This window comes from Microbacterium sp. P03, from assembly GCF_043556235.1.
GTDB lineage: Bacteria > Actinomycetota > Actinomycetes > Actinomycetales > Microbacteriaceae > Microbacterium.
In genome coordinates this window covers 470,628-496,312 of record NZ_JBIGIM010000001.1, presented here as the reverse complement: position 1 = coordinate 496,312, position 25,685 = coordinate 470,628, and the positions used below count along the sequence as shown (strand labels likewise).

24 protein-coding genes are annotated in these 25,685 nt (G+C 70.6%); 12 read left to right on the top strand and 12 right to left on the bottom strand.

All coding sequences use genetic code 11. From position 1 onward, the window contains the following. The first annotated feature begins 114 nt into the window (after positions 1–114). From ACFXOO_RS02355 to cydC, 5 genes are all read left to right on the top strand, one after another. Positions 115–882, top strand: a complete 768-nt coding sequence (locus tag ACFXOO_RS02355; RefSeq protein WP_394562680.1) for a hypothetical protein — start codon at positions 115–117, stop codon at positions 880–882. Between the two features lie 118 nt (positions 883–1,000). Beyond that, a complete protein-coding gene (locus tag ACFXOO_RS02350; protein ID WP_394562679.1) occupies positions 1,001–2,443 on the top strand; it encodes a cytochrome ubiquinol oxidase subunit I in 1,443 nt (480 codons plus the stop codon). A gap of 9 nt (positions 2,444–2,452) precedes the next feature. Continuing rightward, on the top strand, positions 2,453–3,484 hold the full coding sequence (cydB, locus tag ACFXOO_RS02345) for a cytochrome d ubiquinol oxidase subunit II (protein ID WP_378837497.1): 1,032 nt from the start codon (positions 2,453–2,455) through the stop codon (positions 3,482–3,484). Positions 3,485–3,547: 63 nt separating this feature from the next. After that, entirely contained in the window at positions 3,548–5,272 is a 1,725-nt protein-coding gene (gene cydD, locus ACFXOO_RS02340) for a thiol reductant ABC exporter subunit CydD (RefSeq protein WP_378837495.1), read from the top strand. 50 nt (positions 5,273–5,322) lie between these two features. After that, a complete protein-coding gene (gene cydC / locus ACFXOO_RS02335; protein WP_394563181.1) occupies positions 5,323–6,999 on the top strand; it encodes a thiol reductant ABC exporter subunit CydC in 1,677 nt (558 codons plus the stop codon). A 37-nt stretch (positions 7,000–7,036) separates the two neighbouring features. On the opposite strand, the gene ACFXOO_RS02330 is transcribed toward cydC, so the two are convergent. From ACFXOO_RS02330 to ACFXOO_RS02310, 5 genes are read right to left on the bottom strand one after another with little or no spacing between them, the layout of a single operon-like run. Further along, positions 7,037–7,633, bottom strand: a complete 597-nt coding sequence (locus ACFXOO_RS02330; protein ID WP_394562678.1) for a GNAT family N-acetyltransferase — start codon at positions 7,631–7,633, stop codon at positions 7,037–7,039. Between the two features lie 9 nt (positions 7,634–7,642). Beyond that, on the bottom strand, positions 7,643–8,857 hold the full coding sequence (locus tag ACFXOO_RS02325) for an ABC transporter ATP-binding protein (protein WP_394562677.1): 1,215 nt from the start codon (positions 8,855–8,857) through the stop codon (positions 7,643–7,645). Beyond that, the gene (locus ACFXOO_RS02320) at positions 8,854–9,732 is read right to left on the bottom strand and encodes an ABC transporter permease (RefSeq protein ID WP_378837488.1); all 879 of its coding nucleotides are present in this window, start codon (positions 9,730–9,732) and stop codon (positions 8,854–8,856) included. Before ACFXOO_RS02320 ends, ACFXOO_RS02325 begins: the two co-directional genes overlap by 4 nt. Next, on the bottom strand, positions 9,729–10,529 hold the full coding sequence (modA, locus tag ACFXOO_RS02315; RefSeq protein ID WP_378837485.1) for a molybdate ABC transporter substrate-binding protein: 801 nt from the start codon (positions 10,527–10,529) through the stop codon (positions 9,729–9,731). The genes ACFXOO_RS02320 and modA overlap by 4 nt, the downstream gene beginning before the upstream one ends. Positions 10,530–10,532: 3 nt before the next feature. Further along, complete coding sequence (locus tag ACFXOO_RS02310; protein ID WP_378837483.1) at positions 10,533–10,925, bottom strand: molybdopterin-binding protein; 393 nt, start codon at positions 10,923–10,925, stop codon at positions 10,533–10,535. A 119-nt stretch (positions 10,926–11,044) separates the two neighbouring features. Between ACFXOO_RS02310 and ACFXOO_RS02305 the strand changes: the two genes are divergently transcribed. From ACFXOO_RS02305 to ACFXOO_RS02280, 6 genes are read left to right on the top strand one after another with little or no spacing between them, the layout of a single operon-like run. After that, a complete protein-coding gene (locus ACFXOO_RS02305; RefSeq protein WP_394562676.1) occupies positions 11,045–12,241 on the top strand; it encodes a ThiF family adenylyltransferase in 1,197 nt (398 codons plus the stop codon). Further along, positions 12,241–13,476: a gephyrin-like molybdotransferase Glp gene (gene glp, locus ACFXOO_RS02300; protein ID WP_378837477.1), complete on the top strand. Its 1,236-nt coding sequence runs from the start codon at positions 12,241–12,243 to the stop codon at positions 13,474–13,476. The genes ACFXOO_RS02305 and glp overlap by 1 nt, the downstream gene beginning before the upstream one ends. Further along, the gene (moaC, locus tag ACFXOO_RS02295) at positions 13,473–13,949 is read left to right on the top strand and encodes a cyclic pyranopterin monophosphate synthase MoaC (RefSeq protein ID WP_378837475.1); all 477 of its coding nucleotides are present in this window, start codon (positions 13,473–13,475) and stop codon (positions 13,947–13,949) included. The genes glp and moaC overlap by 4 nt, the downstream gene beginning before the upstream one ends. Positions 13,950–13,986: 37 nt before the next feature. Continuing rightward, the gene (locus tag ACFXOO_RS02290) at positions 13,987–14,667 is read left to right on the top strand and encodes a molybdenum cofactor guanylyltransferase (protein WP_394562675.1); all 681 of its coding nucleotides are present in this window, start codon (positions 13,987–13,989) and stop codon (positions 14,665–14,667) included. Further along, the gene (locus ACFXOO_RS02285; protein ID WP_378837469.1) at positions 14,664–14,975 is read left to right on the top strand and encodes a DUF6457 domain-containing protein; all 312 of its coding nucleotides are present in this window, start codon (positions 14,664–14,666) and stop codon (positions 14,973–14,975) included. The genes ACFXOO_RS02290 and ACFXOO_RS02285 overlap by 4 nt, the downstream gene beginning before the upstream one ends. Beyond that, a complete protein-coding gene (locus ACFXOO_RS02280; protein ID WP_378837467.1) occupies positions 14,975–15,208 on the top strand; it encodes a MoaD/ThiS family protein in 234 nt (77 codons plus the stop codon). Before ACFXOO_RS02285 ends, ACFXOO_RS02280 begins: the two co-directional genes overlap by 1 nt. A 21-nt stretch (positions 15,209–15,229) precedes the next feature. Here ACFXOO_RS02280 and ACFXOO_RS02275 read toward each other — a convergent pair whose 3' ends face one another. The 7 genes from ACFXOO_RS02275 to ACFXOO_RS02245 form a co-directional block, all read right to left on the bottom strand. Then, positions 15,230–15,661: a molybdenum cofactor biosynthesis protein MoaE gene (locus ACFXOO_RS02275; RefSeq protein ID WP_378837464.1), complete on the bottom strand. Its 432-nt coding sequence runs from the start codon at positions 15,659–15,661 to the stop codon at positions 15,230–15,232. Further along, positions 15,658–16,212, bottom strand: a complete 555-nt coding sequence (locus ACFXOO_RS02270) for a molybdenum cofactor biosynthesis protein B (RefSeq protein ID WP_378837462.1) — start codon at positions 16,210–16,212, stop codon at positions 15,658–15,660. The genes ACFXOO_RS02275 and ACFXOO_RS02270 overlap by 4 nt, the downstream gene beginning before the upstream one ends. Before the next feature lie 9 nt (positions 16,213–16,221). Beyond that, complete coding sequence (locus ACFXOO_RS02265) at positions 16,222–17,850, bottom strand: SDR family oxidoreductase (protein ID WP_378851870.1); 1,629 nt, start codon at positions 17,848–17,850, stop codon at positions 16,222–16,224. A gap of 99 nt (positions 17,851–17,949) precedes the next feature. Further along, the gene (locus ACFXOO_RS02260) at positions 17,950–20,406 is read right to left on the bottom strand and encodes an FdhF/YdeP family oxidoreductase (protein ID WP_378837456.1); all 2,457 of its coding nucleotides are present in this window, start codon (positions 20,404–20,406) and stop codon (positions 17,950–17,952) included. A 38-nt stretch (positions 20,407–20,444) separates the two neighbouring features. Continuing rightward, positions 20,445–22,400 carry a helicase HerA-like domain-containing protein gene (locus ACFXOO_RS02255; protein WP_394562674.1) on the bottom strand — a complete coding sequence of 652 codons (1,956 nt, stop codon included), beginning with the start codon at positions 22,398–22,400 and terminating at the stop codon, positions 20,445–20,447. A 9-nt stretch (positions 22,401–22,409) separates the two neighbouring features. Further along, positions 22,410–23,108 carry a phosphatase PAP2 family protein gene (locus ACFXOO_RS02250; RefSeq protein ID WP_378837450.1) on the bottom strand — a complete coding sequence of 233 codons (699 nt, stop codon included), beginning with the start codon at positions 23,106–23,108 and terminating at the stop codon, positions 22,410–22,412. Between the two features lie 81 nt (positions 23,109–23,189). Next, positions 23,190–24,419: a multidrug effflux MFS transporter gene (locus tag ACFXOO_RS02245; protein ID WP_394563180.1), complete on the bottom strand. Its 1,230-nt coding sequence runs from the start codon at positions 24,417–24,419 to the stop codon at positions 23,190–23,192. A gap of 529 nt (positions 24,420–24,948) precedes the next feature. Between ACFXOO_RS02245 and ACFXOO_RS02240 the strand changes: the two genes are divergently transcribed. Then, positions 24,949–25,662, top strand: coding sequence for a DUF3105 domain-containing protein (locus ACFXOO_RS02240; RefSeq protein ID WP_394562673.1), 714 nt, complete (start codon positions 24,949–24,951; stop codon positions 25,660–25,662). The last annotated feature ends 23 nt before the right edge of the window (positions 25,663–25,685 follow it).

The window sequence follows — 25,685 nt, the reverse complement described above, 5'->3', positions numbered from 1 at the left end:
CCTCGGATTCGAGCGTCCGGTCGACAGGCCGTCCGAGCGTCCAGGCGCCCGGACGTCGGGGCGTACCGGCTTCAGCGGCCGGGCACCGGCTGCTCGATGGCGCACACTGGGGTCATGGTTTCGGATGCCGACGCGCGGGAGCTGGCGGCACTGCGAGCGCGGGCGTACGGTCCGACGGCCGACATCGATGCAGACCCCTCGGCGCAGACACGTCTCCGTGCCCTCGAGGACGCGCGCAGGCAGGCAGCAGAAGACCCGCCGATCGGGGCTCTGAGTCCCGACCAGGACCCCGTCGACGGACAGGTCCCCGTCCTGTCTCGCCCCGGAGCGAGCCCCTCCGCGGAGCCGATCCTCGCCGAGACGGCTGACATCGCGACGAGCCAGGACGAGGCATCCGCCCCCTCCGGCTCTCATCGACGCGGCCGAAGGGTGTCGCTCGCGGTCGCCGTCGTCGCCGCGGTGCTGGTGGCGTTCGGAGCCGGCCAGGTCGTGGAGCAGGCCACGCGCCCGCAGACGGCGGGGTGGCACACGGACCTCGCCGCTGTTCCGCCCCGTGTGGCCGAGAGCTACGAGCGCGTGACCGAGACGCGGCGGGACTGGGATGCGGATTCGCTGTACTTCGTCGGATCGGTGGACGCCCGATTCGTCTGGCTCGGCACCATGCAGGACGGCGAGACGACATGCGTCATCGTCGACGCCGACTCGCAGGCGTCTGACGGGTTCTCCGGGCTGGCGTGCGGGCCCACGTCCGATGTCGAGAAGACCTCGATCGGCTACGCGACGGTCAGCACCGAGAGCGGAACGAAGATCGACCAGTACTCGGTGGACTTCCGCGCGGGAGATGCCCCCGTCCTGCTCTACTCGCAGACCACCCCGCAGTGAGGTGCTGACCGTGCGGTTGGCGCCCCCGCACCGGTGATCGTTCGACGGCGAAACACGTCGTGGCGCGTGGTCTGACCACAGAGTAGCTTGGGTTCCGTCACCCCGTGAGAGGAGTCCCATGGACCTGCTCGACCCGCTGTTGCTCGCCCGATGGCAGTTCGGACTGACGACGCTGTACCACTACCTGTTCGTACCGCTGACGCTGGGCATGTCGCTGTCGGTGGCGATCTTCCAGACCGCCTGGTACCGCACCGGACACATCAAGTGGCTGCACCTCACCCGGTTCTTCGGCAAAATCTTCCTGATCAATTTCGCGATGGGTGTCGTCACCGGCATCGTGCAGGAGTTCCAGTTCGGAATGAACTGGTCGGCCTACTCACGCTTCGTGGGTGACGTGTTCGGCGCGCCCCTCGCCTTCGAGGGGCTCATGGCCTTCTTCTTCGAGGCCACCTTCATCGGACTGTGGATCTTCGGGTGGGACAAACTCCCCAAGGCCGTCCACCTCGCGACGATCTGGATCGCGTCCATCGGGGCGTTGCTGAGTGCCTACTTCATCCTCGCGGCGAACGCCTTCATGCAGAACCCCGTCGGCTACCAGATGTCGTCCGACGGCGGCCGTGCCGAGATGGTCGACTTCGCCGCGGTGCTGTTCAACCCCGTCGCGGTCCGTGCGTTCCCGCATACGATCTTCGCCGCGATGATGTTCGCGGCCGGAGTCATCATCGCCGTCAGCGCATGGCACATGGCCCGCGCGCAGAACACCGAGATGATGCGGCCCGCGCTGCGCTACGGACTCTGGTTCATGATCGTCTCCTTCGCCGGCGTCGCCCTCTCGGGCGACCAGCTCGGCCTCATCATGGTCGAGACGCAGCCGATGAAGATGGCGGCCGCAGAGGCGATGTTCAACACCTCCTGCGGGGCGGATGCCTCGTTCTCGCTGTTCTCCATCGGAACGCCCGACGGCACCGGCGAGATCTGGTCGCTGCGCGTGCCCTATCTGTTGTCATTCCTGTCGACGCACACCCTCGACGGCTGCGTGGAGGGTGTCAACGACCTGAATGCGCAGTACGCCGCGCAGTGGCCGGAATTCGCCGCACAGCTCGACGGGGTGTTCAACCCCGTTCTGTGGATCACCTACTGGTCGTTCCGCTGGATGATGGGCTTCGGCGGAGCAGCCGTCGCCGTCGCCGTCGCCGGCCTCTGGTTCACACGCAAGAACGCGCGTCGCGCCGTGCCCGGGTGGGCCTGGAAGATCGCGATCTGGTCGGCGCCGGTCGCCCTGTTCGCGAGCCTCACCGGGTGGGTGTTCACCGAGATGGGCCGGCAACCCTGGATCGTGTTCGGTCTGATGCTGACGCAGGACGGCGTCTCACCCAGCGTTCCCGGCTGGACGGTGCTCATCTCCCTCCTCGCCTTCACCGCGATCTACGCCACTCTCGCGGTCGTCGAGATCCGTCTCATCATCACGACGGCCAAGAAGGGGCCCGATCCCCTGCCGCTGCCCGGCGATCCCGACCCGACCGACCACGCACTCGAAGACACCCCCACCACGGTCTATTAGGAACCCATCATGGATCTCGCATATCTCTGGTTCTTCATCGTCGGCGTGCTCTTCGTCGGCTACTTCGTCCTCGACGGATTCGACTTCGGGGTCGGCATGTCGCTCCCCTTCCTCGGTAAGAACGACATCTCGCGCCGCCAGATCATCAACACGATCGGGCCCGTCTGGGACCTCAACGAGACTTGGGTCATCGTCGCCGGCGCCTGCCTCTTCGCGGCCTTCCCGGAGTGGTACGCCACCCTCTTCAGCGGCTTCTACCTCGCGCTGCTGCTCATCCTCCTCGCACTCATCGCCCGCGGCGTCTCGTTCGAATACCGGCACCAGCGTCCCGAGCTGGCGTGGAAGAAGAGGTTCGACACGATGATCGTGGTCGGCTCCGCGATCCCGTCGTTCCTGTGGGGAGTCGCGTTCGCCAACATCGTGCACGGGACACCGATCGACGCGGACTTCGAATTCACGGGGACGCTCCTCACCCTCTTGAACCCCTACGCAGTCCTCGGCGGCCTCACCACGCTGCTGCTGTTCTTCACGCACGGCGTGTATTTCGTCGCGCTCAAGACCGACGGGCAGGTACGCGACGACGCCCGGAAGCTGGCCGTGCGCTCCGGGATCCTCGCGGTCGTCGTCGCCGCGGCCTTCCTGGTCTGGACGGTGGCGCACGCGATGACGGCGGATGCGCCGTTGATCGGCCTCGTCCTCCTGAGCGCGGCACTGGCCGGAGGGCTGCTCATCGCCTCGGTGCTCGCGAACATGCGCGGCCGTGAGGGCTGGGCGTTCGCCCACGGCGCGGGCACCATCGTCTTCGCGGTGCTCACACTGTGGTTCGCCCTCTTCCCGAACGTGATGGTGAGCTCGACCGACCCCGCGTTCAGCCTCACGATCGAGAACGCGTCCAGCACGCCCTACACGCTCACGATCATGACGTGGGCCGCGGTCATCTTCCTTCCGCTCGTGCTGCTGTACCAGGGGTGGACATATTGGATCTTCAGGAAGCGGGTCACTCGGTCGCGCATCGAGAAGGCCGCGGCATCCGTGCACTGATCCATGGACCGCGAGACCAGACCGGGGCGACCTCCTCGGATCGAAGGTGGGCAGGCTCGGAACATGCCCCCTGAGGACGATCTGCGCGCTCCGGCGTCGTCCACGGGATGGTTCGTGGAGTCGACGTCGGCGGAGCCGCAGCGACGATCCGGTGCCCCGGTCGACCCGAGGCTGCTGCGGTATGCGCGGGCGTCGCGGGGCTTCTTCGCGGCGATCACCGCGATCAGCCTGCTGCAGACGGTCGTGATCGTGCTCTTCGCCTGGTTGCTCACGCGCGCGATCGACGGAGTCGTGCACGGGATGCCGCGGCCCGAGCTCATCGCGACGCTCGGCGCACTCGTGAGCGTCGTCGTCGTCCGGTCGGCACTCATCTGGGCGCGCGAGTGGGTCGCCGCACGCGCCGCCGCCGCGGTGGAGCTGCAGCTCAGATCGCGACTCATCGACGCGGTCGGTGCGCTCGGCCCCGAGTGGCTCTCGACCCGCAACTCCGCACAGCTGGCCATCACCGCCGGGCACGGTCTGGACGCGCTGGACGCGTACTTCGGCCGCTACCTGCCGCAGCTCGTACAGACCGTCGTGGCGACGCCGGTCATCCTCGCGGTCATGTGGTGGCAGGACTGGATCAGCGGTCTGACCGTGCTGCTGACCCTCCCGCTGATCCCCCTCTTCATGGTCCTGATCGGGCTCGCGACCCGGAGTGTCCAGAACGCCCAGTGGAGCACACTCCACACGCTCGCCGTGCGGTTCACCGATACCGTGCAGGGGCTGGCGACCCTGAAGGTCTTCGGTCGCCAGCATCGGGCGGTCGCGTCGATCGAGGCCGTCACCGATCGCTACCGCCGCGAGACGATGCGCGTCCTGCGGGTGTCGTTCCTGTCGGGCTTCGCCCTCGAGTTCCTGGCGAGCATCTCTGTCGCGATCGTCGCGGTGTCGATCGGCTTCCGCCTGCTCGACGGGTCGCTCACCCTCCTGGTGGGGCTGTTCGTGCTGCTGCTCGCCCCGGAGGCGTACCTCCCGATCCGACAGGTGGGGGTGCAGTTCCATGCCGCCGCCGAGGGTGTGGCCGCGACCGAGGATATCTTCGGGGTGCTGGATGCCGCGGCATCCGCCCCCTCTCCGCGGTCCGCCGCGGGCGTGCCGGTGGTCTCCGCGGGTGCGGTGCTGACTCTGCAGGACGTGCGGGTGCGGTGGGGAGGACGACTGCTGCCGTCCGTGAGCCTCGAGGTCGGGCCGGGATCCCTCACCCTCATCGAGGGTCCCAGCGGATCGGGCAAGTCGAGCCTGCTCGCGGCGCTGCGCGGCGCGGCGTCGTTCGAGGGGACCGCGCGCTGGCATGGGAGCGACGTGCGCGACCTGGCTCCCTCGGAATGGCTGGCCTGGGCAGGTCAGCAGCCCGGCCTGATCGCCGGGAGCGTGGCATACAACGTGGCGCTCGGTGATCCCACCCCCGATCCTGCGATCATCCGCCGCGCCCTCGCTCTGGGCTGTGCGGCCGACGTCGATCCGCAGCAGGATCTCGGCGTGCAGGGCGCCGGTCTGTCGGGCGGGCAGGCGCAGCGCGTCGCCGTCGCGCGCGCGGTCTACCGACACCTGCGCGGGTTCGCGTCGGTGCTCGCTCTCGACGAGCCGAGCGCCGCGCTCGATGCGGACACCGAGCGGATGCTGTGGAACTCGGTGCGTTCGCTGGCCGATGACGGCGCCGTGGTGCTGCTGGTGTCGCACCGCGAATCGGCTCGCCGGATCGCCGACGCCGTGGTGCGGCTCGAGACGAGCGAGGCGGCCGCATGAACGACGTGACCGGAGGGGTCGGGCTTCGGGTCGAGCGCGCGGAAGGCGGGATGTCGACCGCTCCCCCGACGACCGCGACGGTGCTCCGTGGCGCAATGCCTCCGTTCCGTCGTTTCTGGCCGGGCGCGCTGTCGGCGTTCGCCTCCGAGGCCTCCGCGGTGGCCCTGCTCGCGGTGAGCGCGTGGCTCATCGTGCGGGCGAGCGAGCAGCCGATCGTGCTCTACATCTCCGTCGCCGTCGTCGGAGTACGACTGTTCGCCCTGACGCGGGCGGTGTTCCGGTACACCGACCGTCTCGCGAGCCACGACGCGGCCCTGCGCCAGCTCGCCTCGACCCGGGCGACGCTCATCCGCCGGCTCATCCCCTTGGCCCCCGCCGGGCTGACGCGCACCCGGCGCGGCTCGGTGCTGGGGGCACTGGTCGACGACGTCGACGACCTGCAGAACCTCCCGTTGCGGGTCGTCCAGCCGCTCGTCGCTTCGGCGACGGTCGCCGTCGGCGGTGTGGTGCTCGTCGCCTTCGTCTCCGTGCCGGCCGCGCTCACCCTGCTGGTGTGCCTCGTGGCCGCAGGGCTCGCCGCCACGTTCTGGGGATGGGCATCGGGAGCCCGCGCCGAACGGGCGATCGCTCCTCTGCGCTCTCGCGTCTCCGACGCGCTCCTCGACCATCTCGGCAGTCTCGACGTACTCGTGGCCTTCGGCGCCGAGGGGCAGAGCCTCGAGCGGATCCGCGCGGCCGACGCCGCTCTGCGTCGAGCCGTCGTCCGGCGCGCGGGCGCGCAGGCGGGCACGGCGGCGGTCGTGTCGCTGCTGGCGGGGATCGCCTCGACCGCGGCGGTCCTGGTCATGGCGGGGCCGGTCGGTGCGGGATTGATCGGCGCACCGGAGATGGCCGTGGCCGTGCTCGTGCCGATGGCCGTGTTCGAAGTGTTCGCCGCCGTCCCCATGGCGGCGGCGTCCTGGCGGGGCGTGCGTGCATCCGCCGAGCGCGTGGCGTCGGTTCTGCCCGTCGAACCGCCCGCCGGCCTGGTGCGCGAGACCGTACCTCCGGCGGGCGAGCAGCCCGCGCTCGGCAGCGGCCTCCGACTGCGAGGCGTGTCGGCCCGGTGGCCGCAGGCTGACGCGGATGCGCTCACCGACGTCGATCTCGACGTGCGGCCCGGCGAGCGGCTGCTCGTCGTGGGATCGAGCGGGGCAGGCAAGTCCACGCTCGCGCACGTGCTCGTGCGCTTCCTCGACGGCACCGGGGAGTACACGATCGGCGCGAAGTCGGCACATGCCATGGCCGGAGACGACGTCCGGTTGACCGTAGGGCTGTGCGAGCAGCATCCGATGCTGTTCGACGAGGACATCCGCCAGAACCTCCTCTTCGCGCGCGACACCGCGACCGACGGCGAGCTGATGTCAGCGCTGGAGCGCGTCGGGCTCGGTTCGTGGGTCCGCGCGCGCGGCGGCCTGGATGCGCGGGTCGGCGAGCGTGGAGCGCTGGTCTCGGGCGGCCAGGCCCAGCGTCTCGCCCTCGCGCGGGCCCTGCTGCGGGGATTCCCGGTGCTGGTGCTCGACGAGCCGACGGCCGGTGTCGACCCCGCGGCATCCGACGCCCTTCTCACCGACCTGCTGACCGCGGTCGGTCCGGATCAGGCCGTGGTGCTGATCTCGCACGTCACCGTGCCGGCGGGACTGGTGGATCGCACGGTGCGCCTCGCGGGCGGACGCATCGTCGGCTGACCCGGCGACCCGCATCGCCGGCCGAAAGCGCCATGCCCTACAGCCGCCGGCCGAAGGCCACCACGTCCGGCTCGGACGGCAGGCGATCGAAGCCCACCCGCGGGTAGAAGGCGATCGCACCGGCGTTCTCCGGCGCCGCCGCGAGGTGCACGCCGGGCACGCCCGCCTCCCGCAGCGCCGTGACCAGCGCCTCGATCAGCCGTCGACCCCATCCGCCCCCCTGCGTCTCGGGCAGGAGATCGATGTGCAGGTGGGCTGGATACTCCGCGCTGAACCGCCCGGGCGTCTGCGAACGACCGGCGGCGTAGCGCAGGATGTCGCTCTGCCGCGGGTTCCCCTCCGCCGACAGCGGCCGACGGCCGCCGCGCTCGGGCCACCACACGGTATGGAACCACGCCTCGAACGCCTCGGTGTCGGGCGCCGCCACGATGTAGCCGACCACGCGGCCGTCGTCGGACTCCACGACGAACGCGAACTCCGGATGCCGCGCGACGTACGGGAGCACGAAGATCTCCGCCCAGATCGCATCATCGTCGAGGACGCCGGTCGCGTCGCCGCCGGCATCCGCGGTCTTCAGACAGATCTCGGCGAGCGCCGGCTCATCACCGGGGCGGAACGCGCGGAGGTGGGGCATCCGCCGAGTCTAGGACGCCCGTTCCGACGTTCGCTCGGGCGTGGCGTCCGGCGTTGCGGCAGGCGCCGCGGGCGAGCGCGTCGGCCACCGCACCGCATCCGCGGCGACCTCGAGCCGCACGGGCACCCCCGGCACGAGCCGCCAGGTCGCGGCATCCTCGATCGAGATGTCGACCGCGATGTCGGGAGCGGTCGTGCGCACCCGCACCCCGCCCGGAGTCTGCTCGAGGCGCACGACGCGCGCCAGCCACGACCCGGGGGAGGACGGATGCTGCGCCCTCAGCCGCACCGCGCCGGTCCAGGTCGCATCGGGCACAGGTTCGAGACGGACCGCGCCCGGCCGGAACACGGCGGCATCACCGAGCGGAACGGTCGACCCGGTGGCGCTCGACCCCGTGCCGCCCCGGGGCCCGGTCTGCGGGGCCGCCGGCGCGGGCACGGGGAGCACGAGCTCCCCCGTCTCCGAGTGCCACACCCCATCCCGCACCTGCCCCGGCACGCGGTTCACCCCCACGATCGCGGCGACGAAACGCGTGGCGGGCGCGGCCAGAACCTCGCGCACGTCGCCCGTCTGGGCGATGGCGCCATCCTCGATGACGATCAGCCGGTGGGCGATGGCCGCGGCATCGACCACGTCGTGCGTCACGACGATCGCCGTGGCATGTGTCGAGGTGAGCTGCTCCTGCAGCATGGCCCGGAGGTCTCCGGCGGTCTCCGGGTCGAGTGAGGTCAGCGGTTCGTCCAGCAGCAGCACCCGCGGCGTCGTGGCCAGCGCGCGGGCGACCGCCACTCGCTGCTGCTGGCCTCCGGACAGCTCCGCGGGACGGTGGCCTCCTGCTCCCAGCAGTCCCACGCGCCAGAGCCAGTCGTCCGCCTCGCGATCGGCATCGCGACGCGTTATTCCCCGGGCGCGCAGCCCGAAGGCCACGTTCTGTCGGGCGGTGAGGTGCGGGAACAGCCGCGGCTCCTGTCCGAGCAGCACGACGCCACGACGCGCGGGGGGGACGTGCCGACGGGCGGATGCCACGGCCGCTCCGCCGAGGATGATCTCGCCGTCGCTCAGCCTGACCTGGCCGGCGATCGCACCCAGGAGGGTCGATTTGCCGGCTCCGCTCGGCCCCATCACGGCGACGATCTCGCCCGGCTCGAGCTGCAGTGCGACGCGCAACGCGTAGCCGCCCGCGCGCACGACCGTGATGTCGGCGAGGAGCCCTGCGCCCGTCATCCGATGCCTCCGGCCGTGCCGGCGGCGGGACGCGAGGCGTTCCCCGATGCGCCACCCGGTCGCCACGCCCGCACCAGCAGGAGCACGGCCAGCGCGGTGGCCAGCAGCAGCAGGCTGAGTGCGACGGCCGTGCCCTGGCCGACTCCCGCCCCGTTGAACGCGGTGTAGATCGCGAGAGGCATGGTCTGGGTGATGCCGGGGGCGTTGCCGGCGAACAGCGCCGTGGCGCCGAACTCGCCGATCGCACGAGCGAAGCAGAGCACGATCCCGGCGACCAGGCCGGGCGCCGCGAGGGGCAGCGTCACCCGACGAAGCGTCATCCAGCGACCTGCGCCGAGGGAGGCGGCGGTCCGCTCGTACACGATGCCCGATGTGCGCAGCGATCCCTCGACGGCGAGCACGAGGAACGGGAGGGCGACGAACGTCTGCGCGAGCACGACCGCCGTCGTCGTGAAGGGGATGCGGAGGCCGAACCAGGCGTCCAGGAGCTCGCCCACGGCGCCGTTGCGACCGAAGAGGAACAGCAGCGCCACACCCCCGACCATCGGAGGGAGCACCAGCGGTACGGTCACGAGCGCGCGCAGGAGGCCCGCCCATCGCGGGCCGCTCCGGGCGATCAGCAGGGCGAGCGGAACGCCGAGGACGATGCACGCGAGGGTGGCGATCAGCCCGGTCTGCACCGAGAGCCGAAGCGCGCTGAGCGCCGCGGGCGCGGTGACGTCGGCCCACAGCGTGGACCACTCCACGCGGGCGACGAGCGCGCCGAGGGGCACGACGAGCAGAGCGAGCCCGATGACCGCCGGCAGGGCCAGCACGGGAGGGAGGAAGCCGCCGACCTCTCGCGCGGGGCGGCCCTTCCGAGGCTCGACCCTCACGGTGCGCCGAAGCCGAGGTCGGCGAGGATCTTCTGCCCTTCGGGGCCGGTCACGAATTCGATGAACGCCGCGGCCACATCGGGGTTCGGAGCGTCGGCCATGACGGTGATCGGGTACTCGTTGATGACGTCCGCCGCTCCGCGCGGGACGATCGACTCGACGTCGTCGCGGCCGATCACGTCGGTGGCGTAGACCAGGCCGGCGTCCGCCTCGCCCGCGGCAACCTTGGTCAGCACCGCGCTCACGTTCTGCTCTTCGCTCACAGGCCGCACCAGGAGATCGGCGTTGCCCAGAAGCCTCTGCGAGGCCGCCCCGCACGGCACCTCGGGGGCGCACAGCACCGTGAGCACATCGGGTCGCGCGAGGTCGGTGATGCTGTCGACCTGGGCGGGATTTCCCTTCGGCACGGCGATGACGAGGGTGTTGCTCGCGAAGAGGGTCGTCACGCTCGCGAGGGACTGGTCCACCACCTTGGCCATGTTCTTCTCGTCCGCCGACGCGAAGACATCCGCAGACGCCCCGCCCAGGAGCTGCGTCGCGAGGGTGCTCGAGCCGTCGTACACGATGGGCTGCACGTCGACGGCGGGATTCTCTGCTTCGAAGGCCGCTGAGATCTCGTCGAACGCCGGACTCAGAGAGGCGGCGGCGAACACGGTCAGATCGCCGCCCAGAACGGGAGTCGGGCTGGGGGTCTCGACGGTCGCCGACTCGCCGGTCGAGGCCGTGCACCCCGCCACGGCGAGAGCGACGGATGCGGCGACCGCGGTCGCGGTCAGAGCCCGGCGGATGCGGGACACAGATCAGCCCTTCGGTGCTTCGACGATGACATTGGTGGCTTTCACGACCGCGACGGCCAGGGACCCGACTTCGAGACCGAGATCGCGCACCGCCTCCGCCGAGAGGAGGGAGACCACCCGGTGCGGACCGGACTGAATGTCGACCTGCGCCATCACTCCATCGACCTGGAGGCGGGTGACGAGCCCGGTGAAACGGTTGCGTGCGCTCGAGGCGGCGTCCAAGGGGTCGAGCGCGGCTCGCGCATGTTCGACGGCCCAGTTCGCGAGGGCGTCGCCGGGAATCTGCGCGGGTGAGGCGCCGGTCGTCGGGAGAGCGCCCTGATCGACCCAGCGTCGGACGGTGTCATCACTCACACCGAGCAGCCGAGCGGCGTCCGAGATCCGGTAGGTCTGCATCCTCGTAAGTTACCGCAGCCGCGGTGTGACGAGGGCCATATCGCCGCTGATGCGGATATCGATCCGCACAGCCGGCAAGGTCTGACCGCGCCCTCGCGGCCCGCGACTACCCTGAGATCATGCCTATGCCTCCCCTCGTCGAGCCGGTCGAAGCCCTGTCTCCGGCGGAACGGGCACGCACGGCGCGCCACACCAGCCTCGCCCGTCTCGGCGAGATCGGGCAGCGCCGGTTGGCCGCGGCGCACGTCGCCGTGGTCGGTGCCGGCGGTCTCGGCTCCCCCGTGATCTTCGGTCTCGCCGCAGCGGGTGTCGGCACCCTGACAGTGATCGATGACGACGTGGTCGAGGCATCCAATCTTCAGCGTCAGGTGCTGCACCGCCTCGAGGACGTCGGGATGTCGAAGGCGGACTCCGCCGTGCGGGTGGCCGCCGATCTCTCCCCCGAGACCGTGGTGCACGTGAGGCGTGCGCGGCTGAATCCGGACAACGCCCGCGAACTGCTCGACGGGGCCGACATCGTGATCGACGGAACCGACACGTTCGAGACCCGCGAAGCCGTCGCCGCGGCGACCGAGGCGCGGGGCGTTCCGCTCGTCTGGGGCACGGTGCAGGAATTCGATGCGCAGGTGACGGTCTTCTGGTCCGCGCCTCCGGCGGGGCATGCCCCCGTGCTGCTCCGCGATCTGTATCCCTCCGGGAGCGTCGGCGAGGTTCCCACGTGCGCGGACGTCGGTGTACTCGGCTCGGTGTGCCTGCAGGTCGGCGCGCTGATGGCGACCCAGGCGATCACGCTGCTCACCGGCATCGGCGAGCCGCTCCTTGGGCGCGTTCTGGTCATCGACGCTCTCAGCGCCCGCCAGTGGGAGGTCCCCCTCCGCGGCAGCGCCGTGTCGTCGACGAGGACCGTCGCCGCCCCGTCGTCCGAGATCGAGTCGGATGCTGCGCCGTCGGCTCCACCCGTCCCGACGATCTCCGTGGAGGAGCTCAGGGAACGACTCGCGGCCGGGACCGACACCGTGGTGATCGACGTGCGCGAGGACGCCGAAGTGGCCGACGGGATGATCGCGGGTGCGCGGCACGTGCCGCTGCGCGCACTCCTTGCGGATCCCGCCGGTGTTGTCGACGGTGTCGGCACACCTGACCGGACCGACACCCCGGTGGTCCTGGTGTGCAGGATGGGTCCGCGCGCGGAACGCGCGAGTCGTGCCCTTCACGCAGCGGGGATCGATTCGGCGGTCCTCGGCGGCGGAATGCTCGCGTGGACCGACGCATACGGTCCCTCCGATCTCCGCGCGGGCGCCGAGATACGCGTCTGATGCGCAGCGTCGAGGAACAGCTTTCCGTCGTGCTCGCGGCCGTGAACCCGGTCGCATCCGAGACGATCGCGCTTGACCGTGCCTACGGGCGCACGCTGCGCGAGCCCGTGTTCGCACGCGTCGACATCCCGGTGTTCGACAACTCCGCGATGGACGGATTCGCGGTGCGATACGCCGACGTCGCGGGCGCATCATCCGACTCACCGGTCACCCTGCGCGTCGTGGCAGACCTCCCCGCGGGCACCGACCTCGACCCGTCCCTCGGCGCCGGCGAGGCCGCGCGGATCATGACCGGTTCGCCGGTGCCCGCCGATGCGGACGGCATCGTGCCGTTCGAGGGCACCACCGGCGGCCTGGCGGATTCGCTCGAGACGGTGACGGTCGTGGCTCCGCCGTCCGACGCGGGCGTGCACGTGCGCCGGCGCGGATCAGATGCCCGGGTGGGCGACCTCATCGTGCCCGCCGGGCGGCGGCTGGCCGGGTTCCAGATCTCCGCCGCGGCGGCCGCAGGCGTCGCCGAGGTCGTCGTCGCACGCACCCCACGAGTGGCCGTCATCTCCACCGGCTCCGAGCTCGCGCTCCCCGGGGTGCCGCTCACACGTGGGCAGATCCCGGAATCGAACTCGCTCCTGCTGGCGGGGCTGGTGACGGATGCCGATGCCGAGGTTGTTCTGCGTTCCACGGTCGCCGACGATGTCGAAGCGCTGCGCGCGGCGCTGGCCGAGGCATCCGCTCTCTCGGCCGACGTGGTGATCACCTCCGGTGGCGTGAGCGCCGGTGCGTACGAAGTCGTCAAGGACACACTCGGCCCCGGAGGAGAGCTGGAGTTCGCGAAGGTGGCGATGCAGCCCGGGAAGCCGCAGGGTTTCGGGCGGCTGGCGGACGGGGCGCTCATGTTCGGGCTGCCGGGCAACCCGGTGAGTGTCGCGGTGTCGTTCGAGGTCTTCGTGCGCCCGGCGCTGCTCGCGATGCAGGGGCGTGGTGAGATGAGCCGGGCGATGCTTCGACTGCCCGCCGCGACCGGGTGGCGCACGCCCCCCGGAAGGCGCCAGTACCTTCCCGCCGCACTGGACCGTTCCGACCCGGCCCGCTGGACGGTGCGCCCGGCGTCGGCGGGAGGTTCCGGCTCGCATCTCGCCGGCGGGATCGCGCGCGCTGAGATCTTCGCCATCGTGGCGGCCGACGTCGACGAGATCGCTCCCGGTGATCTCGTCGATGTCATGCTGATCACATGAGCTTCACCCACCTGGATGCCGCCGGCCACGCCCGCATGGTCGATGTGACGGAGAAGCAGCCCACCGTCCGCTCCGCCACCGCGCGCGGGTTCGTGCGTTGCGCGACCCCCGTGATCGCGGCGCTGCGAGACGGATCGGTGCCGAAGGGCGATGTTCTCGCGGTCGCCCGCATCGCCGGCATCGCCGGTGCGAAGCAGACGCCGCTTCTCCTGCCGCTGGCGCATGTGATCGGGGTGCACGGGGCATCGGTCGATCTGGCGATCGAAGACGACGGCGTCGTCATCGAGGCCACGGTGCGCACCGCCGACCGAACCGGCGTCGAGATGGAGGCCCTCACGGCCGTGACGGTGGCAGCTCTCGCCGTCGTCGACATGGTGAAGGGGCTCGACAAGGCGACATCGATCGAGGACGTGCGGCTGATCGCCAAGACAGGCGGCAAGTCCGGCCCCTGGCTCCGACCCGACGGCTCGTGAGCTCCTCGCGCGTGGAATCCCGCCGACGGCGCTGATCGTGGACGATCACGCATCCCTGGGAGCGATCCTCCTCGCCGGCGGGCGGGCGACCCGCGTGGACGGCGCCGCCAAGCACCTGTTCGACGTCGGTGGCCGCACCCTCCTGGAGAGGGCTGTGGCGGCGGCCGCCTCGGCCGGCGCTCAGCCGATCGTGGTCGTGGGCCCGAGGCCTGCCGATCTGCGCCTCTCACACGTGCGGTGGGTGCGCGAGGACCCGCCCTTCCGTGGACCTGCCGCAGGAATCGTCGCGGGGCTGGCTGTCACGGCGCTGTCCACCGCAGCGCGGACCGACCCCGAATGGACACTCGTCCTGGCGTGCGACCTCCCCGATGTGCAGTCCGCCGTGACGCGGCTCATGCGCGACATCCCGCTCCTCCCCTCCGACACCGACGGCGTGTGCCTCGCCGACGCGACTTCCCGGCCTCAATGGCTCATCGGCGCGTACCGCACGTCCGCGCTTCGGCGCGCCGCCACCGCCCTCGCCGACGGCGGGCGCGACGCTTCCGTCCGCGCCCTGCGGGCCGGACTGGCGATCGCGGTGGTCACCGCCCCCGCCACGGAGACCGCCGACATCGACACGTGGCAGGATCTTGAGAACGCGCGCCGTCGATATGCGACCGCGGAGGAATCCCCGATCCCGCAGGACAGCATCCACCCCGCACCGAAGGAGTCGCCGTGAGCGAGAAGTCAGCCCGCACCCTGCCGCCCGAGGCTCTCGACGCGTGGGCAGAGGCGCTCCGCGGGCGCTTCGGCCTCGACGCCGACGCCTTGCCTGTCGGCCTCGTGCTCGACCTGGCGCGGGATGTCGCGAACGACGTCGCGCGCCCGGCTGCGCCGTTCAGCGCCTTCGCAGCGGGGCTCATCGCCGGTCGTGCCGGCGGATCGGCAGACGAGATCGCGCGCGCAGTCAGTGCGGTCACCGCTCTGGCCGCAGAGTGGGCGAACAGCCCGCACCCCGGGTCCGACGACGCGAAGGATGAGAGCTGATGGCCCAGGTCCGCTACTTCGCCTCCGCACGCGAGGCGGCCGGTGTCGCAGAGGAGCCGCGCTCCGAACGGACGCTCGGCGAACTGCGCGCAGCCCTGTCCGCTGCCCATCCCGCGCTCGGCGGCATCCTCCCGAAGTGCGCCGTTCTCGTCGGCGGCGCGCGCGTCGAGGACGACACCCCACTGAACGCGGAGGATCTCATCGACGTGCTGCCGCCGTTCGCGGGCGGGTGATCTCGGGCCCGCACCCGACCTTCAGCCGCCGAGGCCCTTCCACTCGGTCGTACCGTCGGCCTCCACCTGGCGCTTCCACACCGGCAGCTGCGTCTTGATCGTCTCGATGATGTCGCGGCACACATCGAAGGCGGTCGCGCGGTGCGACGAGCCGACGACGATCACGACGGCCGCGTCACCGACGCCGAGCCGCCCGATCCGGTGGCTCACCGCGACGATCGCGCCGGTCGACTCCGCCGCGTCCGATGCGATCCGACGCAGGATCTGCTCGGCGTCGGGATGCGACGTGTACTCGAGCGCGACGACCTCGCCCGCGGCATCCGGATCGTGATCGCGCACCCGGCCCACGAACGTCGTCACCGCTCCCGCCGAGCTGTCCTCCACCGCGTCCAGGTGCTCCTGGAGCACCAGCGGCGTCTCGCTGATGCGCGCGATGCGCACGTCGGCGGTCACTCGTGGTCTCCGCCGCCGAGCTGGGAGATCACGTGGGCGGCGACCGACACCACGACCGACATGCCGGATGCCACGGCGCCGGTCGAACCGGGGAGGTTCACGATGAGCGCTCCCGGTCGATCGTGCGAGGGGTCGACGACCCCGGCGAGTCCGCGCGACAGCATCCCCCCGGGCTTCTCGGCCGTGCCGATGCGGCGGAGCTCTTCGGCGATGCCGGGGAGCACGCGGCTCAGCACGGGCGATGTGCCCTCCGGCGTGAGATCGCGCGCGGCGATGCCGGTGCCTCCCGTCGTGACGATCAGGCGGGCACCCCGTTCGAGCGCCGCGCGCAAGGCGGCCTCCACCGCATCGGCTCCGTCGGGGACGATCGTGGCCGGCTCGCACGCGAAGCCCGCACCCGTCAGCGCATCGACGGCGATGGGCCCGGAGGCATCCGAACGCTCGCCCCGCGACGATCGATCGGACACCGTGATGACGACGGCGGGAAACCCGGTGGTCGTGGTCACGGACGTCGCGACTGCGTCCGATGACGGATGGTGATGGTGGCTCATGCCCTCAGCCTAGGCTTCGGGCGTCACCGCGGGTTCTGCGTCGGGCACCAGTTCGGGGCGCGGGCTGGGCTCGGGCACCGGGGCCACCTCGCCGGCGGCGGCGTCTTCGGTGAGCTTCTCGGCGGCGGCGGTGATACGGCTCGCCATCCCGCTGAAGATGAACCCGTGGAAGGGCAGCACCGCAAGCCAGTACAGGCGACCGGCCAGACCCAGCGGGAAGAACACCGCCCGCTGCTCGTAGCGCGAGCCCCCGCCGTCGTCGGGAGCGGCGCGCAGCTCGAGCCACGCTCCCCCGGGAACCTTCATCTCCGCCCGCAGCCGCAGGAGTGCGCCCGGTTCGATCGCCTCGACGCGCCAGAAATCGAGCGCGTCGCCGACCACCAGGCGTTCGCGGCTGCGGCGGCCGCGCGAGAGGCCGACGCCGCCGATGAGCTTGTCGGCCCACCCACGGATGGCCCACAGCAGCGGAGACGAGTACCAGCCGTTCTCGCCGCCGATCGCCTGGATGACGTGCCACAGCGCTTGAGGCGACGCGGTCGTCTCCGCCGTGCGCTCGTCGGTGAAGACGGTGCGACCGGCCCACTCGGGGTCGCTCGGCAGCGCGTCGCTCGGCACGCCGAGAACCTCCGAGTCCTGCCAGCTGGTCTCGATCGCGTCCTCCTCTGCGCGGCCCAGAGCAAGCCTGACCGCCCGACGGTACGGCGTGAGCCCCTCTTCGGGCTGCGGGATGATCGCATCGACGTCATGGTTCTTCATGACGCAGTCGTTCTGGAGCGACTCCACCAGCGGGCCCGCCAACGAGCGCGGGATGGGTGTGACGAGGTTGACCCAGTGCGACGCCAAGCGCGGCGTCAGGACCGGCAGGGCGGCGATGGCGCGCTGGCGGAGTCCCGCCTCGACCGCATAGCCGTTCATCATCTGCCCGTAGCGGAGCACGTCGGGTCCGCCGATGTCGAGGGCGCGATTGGCGTCGGCGTCGACGCGCGCGGCTCCCAGCAGATAGTGGAGCACATCGCGCACGGCGATCGGCTGGATGTGGTTGCGCACCCACTTCGGCGCGGGCATGTAGGGCAGCACCTCGGTGAGGTGGCGGACCATTTCGAACGAGGCCGATCCCGAGCCGATCACGACACCGGCCTGCAGGACGATCGACGGCACGCCCGACTGCAGGAACACTTCGCCGACGTCGACGCGGGAACGCAGGTGGGCCGACAGCTCGGCGTCGTCGGGATGCAGGCCGCCCAGGTAGACGATGCGGGAGACGGTGCCCTCGGCGGCGGCACGTGCGACGTTGCGCGCGGCATCCTGGTCGGCCTGCTCGAATCCTTTGCCGGCCGACATCGAGTGCACGAGGTAGTAGAGCACGTCGACATCGCGGACGGCTTCGTCCACCGCCGCGGGGTCTGCGGCATCGCCCTCGACCACCTCGACGCGGTCGCCCCACTCGTGGGCGGCCACACGCGAAGCCGACCGGGCGAGCACCCGCACGCGGTAGCCCGCTTCGAGCAGTCTCGGCACGAGCCGTCCGCCGATGTAGCCGGTGGCTCCGAACACGAGGGCGCGGGGTGCAGAGCCGTCCGGGCGGCTCTGTGCGCGAAGCGCCTCTTCACGGCCGGTGGGCGAGGAAAGATCACTCATGCTCGAACCCTATGCGAGGCATCCGCTCGACTCGGGGGCTTGACCCGGTCACGAAGGCGTGCTGGCGTTCCGGCTGCCATCGGACGCACATCCCGGCCTTCACGAGGCGCGCTTGTCGAGTCTGATCACGACGGACTTCGACGTCGGCGTGCCGCTCACATCGGCCACCGAGTCCAGCGGCACGAGGACGTTCGTCTCGGGGTAGTAGGCGGCGGCGTTCCCCCGCGGCGTGCGGTACGCGACGATACGGAACCCCTCCGCCCGCCGCTCCTGGACGGTGCCGTCCTGGCCGGTCCATTCCGACACGAGGTCGACCGATTCACCGTCCTCGAAGCCCAGCTCGACGATGTCGAACCCGTTGACGAGCACGACGCGGCGCCCGCCGTGGATCCCGCGATAGCGGTCGTCCTTGCCGTAGATGGTGGTGTTGTACTGGTCGTGCGACCGCAGGGTCTGCAGCAGGAGCCGGCCCGCCGGGATGCGCGGGTATTCGAGCGTGTTCACCGTGAACCGCGCGGTGCCGGTCGCCGTGGCGAACGAGCGCTCGTCGCGCGGGCCGTTCGGCAGCATGAACGTGCGCCCCTTGTCGATGCGTCGGTCGTAGTCCTCGAACCCCGGCACGACGTTGGCGACATGGGCGCGGATCAGCGCGTAATCGGCCTCAAGGGCTGCCCAGTCGGCGTGCGGCACGTTCGCCGGGTGGTCGATGTGGGCCGGGTCGGGCCCCCGCGACTCCTCCTGCGACGTGCGCTCGGCGTGCCCACGGTCGACGTCCTCGGCGGTCGGGCGCCGATCTGCGGAGTCGGATGCCGCGGGCAGCGGCGCGTCGGTGCCGAACAGCTTCGCGCAGAGGCGGGCGACGATCGCGACCTCGCTCAGCAGGTCATCCGAGGGCGGTGAGAGCCGTCCCCGTGACGAGTGCACCGCTCCCATCGAGTCTTCGACGGAGACGCGCTGCTCTCGGCCGCCCCGCGTGTCGCGATCGGTGCGACCGAGCACCGGCAGGATGAGGGCTCGGCGCCCGGTGACGGCGTGAGAGCGGTTGAGCTTGGTGGAGACCTGGACCGTGAGAGCGCAGCTCCGCAGAGCTGCTTCGACGACCGGGGTGTCGGGCGTGGCGCTGACGAAATTGCCGCCCATCCCCATGAAGAACGACGCCTTGCCGTCGCGCATCGCCCGGATGGCCCGCACGACATCGTGGCCGTGCTCGCGCGGCGCCGTGAATCCGAACTCCTTGTCCAAGGAGCTGAGGAACTGCTCGGACGGCTTCTCGTAGATGCCCATCGTGCGATCGCCCTGCACGTTGGAATGGCCGCGCACGGGGCAGACCCCTGCTCCGGCCCGTCCGATGTTGCCCTGCAGGAGCAGCACGTTCACGATGTCGCGCAACGTCGCCACCGAGTGCTTGTGCTGCGTCAGACCCATCGCCCAGCAGACGATCGTTGCCTTGGAGGTGCGGACGGTCTCGGCGACGTGCCGCAGCTTGTCTTCGGGGATGCCGGTCGCACGGACGAGCTCCGACCACGAGGCCTCCGCCATCGCCTGCCGGTACTCCTCGAAACCGCTCGTGTGATCGGCGATGAAGTCGTGATCGAGCACGATGCCGCGGTCGCCCGACCCGCGGCCCTCGACCTCGAGAAGGTGCTTGCCGATCGCCTGGAACAGTGCCTGGTCGCCCCCGAGGCGGATCTGCACGAACTGGTCGGCGAGCTTCGTGCCGCCCAGTAGCACGCCCTTGACCGTCTGCGGGTTCTCGAACCGCATGAGACCTGCCTCGGGCAACGGGTTCACGGCGATGATCGTGGCGCCGTTGTTCTTCGCCTTCTCGAGGGCGCTGAGCATGCGCGGATGGTTCGTGCCGGGGTTCTGTCCCGCCACGATCAGGAGGTCGGCTTCGTGGATGTCCTCGATCGACACCGTGCCCTTGCCGATGCCGATCGTCTCGGTGAGCGCGGAGCCACTGGACTCGTGGCACATGTTGGAGCAGTCGGGCAGATTGTTCGTGCCGAGCCCGCGCACGAGCACCTGGTAGAGGAACGCCGCCTCATTGGAGGTGCGGCCCGACGTGTAGAAGATCGCCTCGTCAGGATCGTCGAGACCCGTCAACTCGTCGGCGATCATGGTCAGCGCGTCATCCCACGAGATCGGGCGGTAGTGCGTCGCCCCGTCGTCGAGGACCATCGGATGCGTGAGCCTGCCCTGCTGACCCAGCCAGTAGTCGTCGTGACCGTCGAGGTCGGCGACGGAGTGCCGGGCGAAGAAATCGGGACCGACGTGCCGCAGGGTGGCCTCTTCGGCGACCGCCTTCGCGCCGTTCTCGCAGAACTCTGCGAGGTGGCGCTTGTCCTCTTCCGGCCAGGCGCAGCCGGGGCAGTCGAAGCCGTCCTTCTGGTTCATCCGCAGCAGCGCCCGGGCCGAGCGCGTGACGCCCGCCTGCTCGTACGCCATCTCGAGCGCGTGCACCACCGCCGGCACACCCACCGCGACCTTCTTCGGCGTGCCGGTGGCTCGCAACAGGGTCTCGTCGATGTCGTTCTTCGGTGCCTTCGTCGCCATGCACCCAAACTACGCCCGTCGCCCGAGGCAGGCGTCCGTCAGCGGCGGCCGGTTCCGAAAATGCCGCGGATCACCCCGCTGAGAATGGTCTGCGTCGAGCGCGCACCGAGTACCTGCTCGAGGGTCGACTTCTGCGCCTTCGAGCTCGTCCGCGTCGTACCGGCCGTCTTCTTCAGCAGGCGCTCGTACTCCGCCTGCGCCTTCCTGTCGGCCGCGGCCTTCGCCTTGTCCTCGGCGGCGCGCTGCTTGGCGAGCGCCGCGTCGGCCTTCGCCCGCTCGGCGGCGGCCTCGGCCGCGGCGTGCGCCTCGTCGGCGGCGTTCATGCGTGCCGTCAGGATCTCGCGCGCGGACTCCCGGTCGATCGCGGTGCCGTAGAGCGGAAGCAGAGCGGATGCCGCGACCGCGGCGTCGATCGCCGCGTCGGGCGTGGGCGACATGAGTCCCTGCGGGGCGCGCAGACGCGTCCACGCGACCGGGGTGGGCGCGCCCTTCTCACTCATCACCGTGACGATCGCCTCACCGGTGCCGAGCTCCTGCAGCACGCGCTCGAGGTCGTACCCCGACCGCGGGTAGGTTCCGACGGTCGCCCGCAGCGCCTTGGCGTCGTCGGGGGTGAAGGCTCGGAGGGCGTGCTGCACGCGCGAGCCGAGCTGGGCCAGCACATCGGAGGGCACATCCTTCGGTGTCTGCGTCACGAAGAACACCCCGACGCCCTTCGAACGGATGAGCCGCACCGTCTGCACGATCGCCTGCGTGAAGCTCTTGGAAGCGTCGGTGAACAGCAGGTGCGCCTCATCGAAGAAGAACACCAGCTTCGGCTTGTCGAGATCGCCCACCTCGGGGAGGATCTCGAACAGCTCGGCGAGCAGATACATGAGGAACGTCGAGAACAGCGCCGGTTTGTCGGCGACGCCCGGCACTTCGAGCAGGCTGATGACGCCGCGGCCGTCGGGAGTCGAGCGCAGGAACTCCCGGACGTCGAACTCCGGCTCGCCGAAGAAGACGTCCGCCCCGCCGTCGGCGAACGTGATGAGTTCGCGCAGGATCACGCCGGCGGTCGCGGACGAGAGGCCACCGAGGTTCTTGAGCTCCGGCTTGCCCTCGTCGCTCGTGAGATAGGTCAGCACCGCGCGCAGATCGGACAGGTCCACGAGGGCGAGCGCATTCTGGTCGGCGTAGTGGAACACGAGCCCGAGGCTCGACTCCTGAGTCTCGTTGAGGCCGAGCACCTTGCTCAGCAGCAACGGCCCGAAGCCGCTCACCGTGGCTCGCACCGGGACGCCCTTGCCGACGCCGCCGAGCGCGAAGTACTCGGTGACCGACGCCTCGGGCTTCCAGTCCTGCCCGATCGCACGCGTGCGAGCCAGCAGCTTCTCGTTGGCGTCCCCGGGGGTCGCGACCCCGGAGAGGTCGCCCTTGATGTCGGCGGCGAAGACGGGCACGCCTTTGGCCGCCAGCTGCTCCGCGAGCCCCTGCAGCGTGCGGGTCTTGCCCGTGCCTGTCGCACCCGCCACGAGTCCGTGACGGTTCATCATGCCGAGGGGGATGCGGATCTGCGCGGCGGGGTCGGGATCGCCGTTCATCAGCGCGCCCAGATCGAGCGTGGCGGCGTCGAACGTGTAGCCGGCGATGACGGCCTGCACCTGATCGGAGGTGAGCGGGACGGATGCCGCGGCCCGAGTGGGCGCGGATGCCGACGGCGTCTCGGGGACGGCCGTCTCGGCAGCAGCCGCTCCGGACGCGGCCGTCTCGGGCGCCACCGGCTGTGATCCCGTCGCCTCCGGCACCGGGGCCTCCGACACCGGGGGTGGAAACCCCGCGGATGCTGCCTGTGCGGCAGCCGCCTGTGCCGCGGCGAGCGCAGCCTTGGCCTGGGCGAGCTGGACGCGCGCCTCGGCCGCTTCGGCTTCGGCGGTGAGTCGGGTGAGTTCCGCCTGCGCGGCCTCCACGGCGGGATCGGTGACGGGAGCTGCAGGTCGTTCTGACTCACTCATGGCGACAGCCTAGAGGCGAGGCATCCGGCTTGTCTCCGCGCTCGGCGGGCCCCCGACGCCCTCGGCTTCGCGCTGCAGCATCGGGGCGAAGACGGCGGCGAGCAGAAGGGCGGCACCCGCACCGATCAGGGCGCCGCCCAGGGTGTCGGTCAGCCAGTGCGCGTGCAGGTAGGTGCGGCTGAAGGCCATCAGGAGCACCCACGCGACCGCGACGATGCGTACCCACAACAGGGGGAAGAGGATGATCGCCACCGTCGCGACGGTCGCGGCGTTGGCGACGTGTCCGGACGGGAACGATCCGTAGTCGCTGACCACGATGATGTCTTCGGGACGAGCGCGCCCGAACAGGTGCTTGAGCACCTGCACCCCGCCGGCTGAGACGGCTTCGGCCGCGAGGAAGTAGGCCGCGGCCCACCGTTTTCGCGCGATCACGAGCACGATCGCTCCGGCGATCGGCACGAAGAGAGCACCGAACCAGCCACCGCCGATCACGTTCATCGCCTGAGAACCCCTGCCGAGAGCGACGCTCGGCAGCCCGGCGAGGAGTGAGTTCCACCACGCGTCGATCACGAAGGGGTCGTTGCCGCGGACGAGGATCCACACCCCCAGCGCGCAGGACAGAACCACCAGCGCCGACCCCGACGCCAGCAGCAGGCGGCGCGACGGGTATCGGGAGCCCCGCCCCACGCGGTCGACGGTCGAGTCCATCGGATCATTCTGCCCGGTCGCAGGGCAGAAGACCCGGAGGCGGGCCGCACCCGGGTTGCGCCCTGCGCGAGGAGGGCCCCTCTACGGCGTGAGCAGGCCGATCGTGCGCGGGCGGACGATCGCCCACAGGGCGACGACGGCGACCAGGCCGCAGCCGATCATGACCGACGCCATGGTCGAGGCGGTGATACCCGCGTCACGCGCGAGCCACCCGACGAGCGGCGAGATGACGGCCGCGACCCCGAAGTTCGTGGCGCCGACGAGCGAAGCCGCGGTGCCCGCGGCTTTGCCGTGCCGATCGAGGGCCAGCACCTGCACGCACGGCATCGTGAACCCGCACGCCGTCATGAAGACGAAGAGGGGGATCATCAGGCCCCAGAGGCCCAACCCCCACTGGTCGGCTACGAGGATGGCGACGGAGGCGAGCACAAGGGTCGCCGTGGAGAACGCCATCACCCATTGCGGCCCGAACCGCGCCGCGAGCCGCGACGCGATCTGCACACCGAGCACGACGCCGACGGAGTTCACGGCGAAGAGCAGACCGTACTGCTGCGGGTTGAACGCATAGGTGACCTGGAACAGGAAAGGAGAGCTCGAAAGGTAGGAGAACAGGCCGCTGAAGCTCATCCCGCCGATGATGAGCACGCCGATGAACACGCGGTCCGAGAGCACGCTCTTGTAGCGCTGCAGGACGCTGACCCCTCCGGGTCCGCTGCGCCGCGCCGGCGGCAACGTCTCGGGGATGAGCAGCAGTGCGCAGACGAGCATGACGGCGCCGTACAGAGCCAGGACGACGAAGATCCCTCTCCACGGCATCACCAGCAGCAGGGCCGAACCGACGAGTGGCGCCGCGACGGGAGCGACTCCCGAGACGAGGGCGAGCCGCGAGAGCATCGTCACCAGCCTGCGGCCGCCGAACAGGTCGCGGACGATCGCCATCGCGACGACACCCCCGGCGGCCGCCCCCATGCCCATGAGCACGCGGGAGACGCCCAGCAGAAGAAGTGTGGGGGCGATGGCCGCCAGCATGCTGGCCACGACGTGCACGGCCGTGACGGCGAGCAGGGGGATGCGCCGCCCGACCTTGTCGCTGAGGGGTCCGACGATCAGCTGGCCCAGCGCAAAACCGAGCATGGTGCCGGTCAACGTCAGCTGGATGGCGGCAGCCGTCGTCTGGAAGTCTGCTTCCAGCGCGGGGAAAGCGGGGAGATAGAGGTCGACGGTGAACGGACCGAGCGCGGTCAGCGCTCCGAGCACGATGATGTAGACGATCCGGCGACCGTTCGAGATCGCGTCGCCCGGGTGGAGCATGATGGGCGCGGTCGCGGGGTTCGAGCCCAGCGTGCGGATGGCTCCGGTGGGCGACTGCGGGTTCGGCAGACGGACGCCTGCGGTGGCGGTGTTCGCAGCCTCGCGTCCCTTCGCGGGAGCAGCGGAGGTCGACGGGATGACGGGAACGGATGCGGTATCGAGCACAGGAGACTTCACTTCGGTATGGGCACGGGAACGGCGGGACGCGACCGCCTGCGACCTGAACGGCGGTCGACGCGAGTTGCGGAGTGAGCGCGGGAGCGGGGCCGATCAGCTCAGGCGACACACGATGGTGAGAATCGAAGGAAGGTGGTAATCGAATCGATTCGAAATCCCATGATAGCGGACGGGATCGTCGCGTGCTCACGCATACCGTCGGGGTCGGCCGCGGGTGGAACGAATCTTCGCCGTCACGGCGCACACCCAGACGGTTCCCAGCGCACGGCCCCATTCACGCGCATAGGCTGGAGGAACGCGCTTCATGCACCGCGCGCCGCCGGCCCGCAGGCCCCCAGCCGAGATCACACACATGACCCCGACACAGCCGCCGTCCAAACGGACGAGTGGAAATCCCGCAACACAGGCCGACATCAACCTGACGGTCAAGCAGCAGCGTGAGCAGAAACGCGAGCAGAAGCTCGCGGAGTACCAGAAGCAGCTCGCGAAGCGCAGGCGCAGCAAGCTCGCCTGGTGGATCGGGGGCGGCATGGCCGCCATCATCGTGATCGCCGTGGTCGTGGCATCCTTCGCCTTCGCACCGAAGCCCGCCGTCACCTACGGTGCCCTCGACAGCACCGGCGTCGACATCGAGGGGGTCGAGACGTTCGAGAACACCAGCGAGCACGTCGAGGGTGCGGTCGACTACGAGCAGTCCCCTCCCGCCGGCGGCCCGCACAACGCCGTCTGGCTCAACTGCGGCATCTACACGGAGCAGGTGCCGAACGAGAACGCCGTGCACGCGCTCGAGCACGGCGCGGTCTGGGTGACCTACGACGCGTCTGCCGTGAGCGACGCCGACCTCGCGACGCTGCGCGGCGAGTTGCCGTCGAGCTACGTGGTGCTCTCGCCGTACGAGGGCCTTCCCTCGCCCATCGTCCTGAGCGCCTGGAACCACCAGCTGCAGTTGGATTCGGTGTCCGACGCGCGCGTCGGCGAGTTCTTCGAGGAGTACTGGCGCAGTCAGGACGCCCCGGAGCCCAACGCGGTGTGCACCGGCGGCGTGGACGGTCCCGGACGCCAGTGACCCGCAACGACCGCGATCGCCGG

Bases quoted from the DNA above. Each gene is read 5' to 3' on its own strand.
- ACFXOO_RS02270 (WP_378837462.1), bottom strand. From the start codon at position 16,212: ATGAGCCACCATCACCATCCGTCATCGGACGCAGTCGCGACGTCCGTG.
- ACFXOO_RS02330 (WP_394562678.1), bottom strand. From the start codon at position 7,633: ATGCCCCACCTCCGCGCGTTCCGCCCCGGTGATGAGCCGGCGCTCGCC.
- cydD (WP_378837495.1), top strand. From the start codon at position 3,548: ATGCCCCCTGAGGACGATCTGCGCGCTCCGGCGTCGTCCACGGGATGG.
- ACFXOO_RS02250 (WP_378837450.1), bottom strand. From the start codon at position 23,108: ATGGACTCGACCGTCGACCGCGTGGGGCGGGGCTCCCGATACCCGTCG.
- ACFXOO_RS02325 (WP_394562677.1), bottom strand. From the start codon at position 8,857: ATGACGGGCGCAGGGCTCCTCGCCGACATCACGGTCGTGCGCGCGGGC.
- cydC (WP_394563181.1), top strand. From the start codon at position 5,323: ATGTCGACCGCTCCCCCGACGACCGCGACGGTGCTCCGTGGCGCAATG.
- ACFXOO_RS02265 (WP_378851870.1), bottom strand. From the start codon at position 17,850: ATGAGTGATCTTTCCTCGCCCACCGGCCGTGAAGAGGCGCTTCGCGCA.
- ACFXOO_RS02305 (WP_394562676.1), top strand. From the start codon at position 11,045: ATGCCTATGCCTCCCCTCGTCGAGCCGGTCGAAGCCCTGTCTCCGGCG.
- cydB (WP_378837497.1), top strand. From the start codon at position 2,453: ATGGATCTCGCATATCTCTGGTTCTTCATCGTCGGCGTGCTCTTCGTC.
- ACFXOO_RS02310 (WP_378837483.1), bottom strand. From the start codon at position 10,925: ATGCAGACCTACCGGATCTCGGACGCCGCTCGGCTGCTCGGTGTGAGT.
- ACFXOO_RS02240 (WP_394562673.1), top strand. From the start codon at position 24,949: ATGACCCCGACACAGCCGCCGTCCAAACGGACGAGTGGAAATCCCGCA.
- moaC (WP_378837475.1), top strand. From the start codon at position 13,473: ATGAGCTTCACCCACCTGGATGCCGCCGGCCACGCCCGCATGGTCGAT.
- ACFXOO_RS02245 (WP_394563180.1), bottom strand. From the start codon at position 24,419: ATGCTCCACCCGGGCGACGCGATCTCGAACGGTCGCCGGATCGTCTAC.
- ACFXOO_RS02260 (WP_378837456.1), bottom strand. From the start codon at position 20,406: ATGGCGACGAAGGCACCGAAGAACGACATCGACGAGACCCTGTTGCGA.
- ACFXOO_RS02350 (WP_394562679.1), top strand. From the start codon at position 1,001: ATGGACCTGCTCGACCCGCTGTTGCTCGCCCGATGGCAGTTCGGACTG.
- ACFXOO_RS02355 (WP_394562680.1), top strand. From the start codon at position 115: ATGGTTTCGGATGCCGACGCGCGGGAGCTGGCGGCACTGCGAGCGCGG.
- ACFXOO_RS02255 (WP_394562674.1), bottom strand. From the start codon at position 22,400: ATGAGTGAGTCAGAACGACCTGCAGCTCCCGTCACCGATCCCGCCGTG.
- glp (WP_378837477.1), top strand. From the start codon at position 12,241: ATGCGCAGCGTCGAGGAACAGCTTTCCGTCGTGCTCGCGGCCGTGAAC.
- ACFXOO_RS02280 (WP_378837467.1), top strand. From the start codon at position 14,975: ATGGCCCAGGTCCGCTACTTCGCCTCCGCACGCGAGGCGGCCGGTGTC.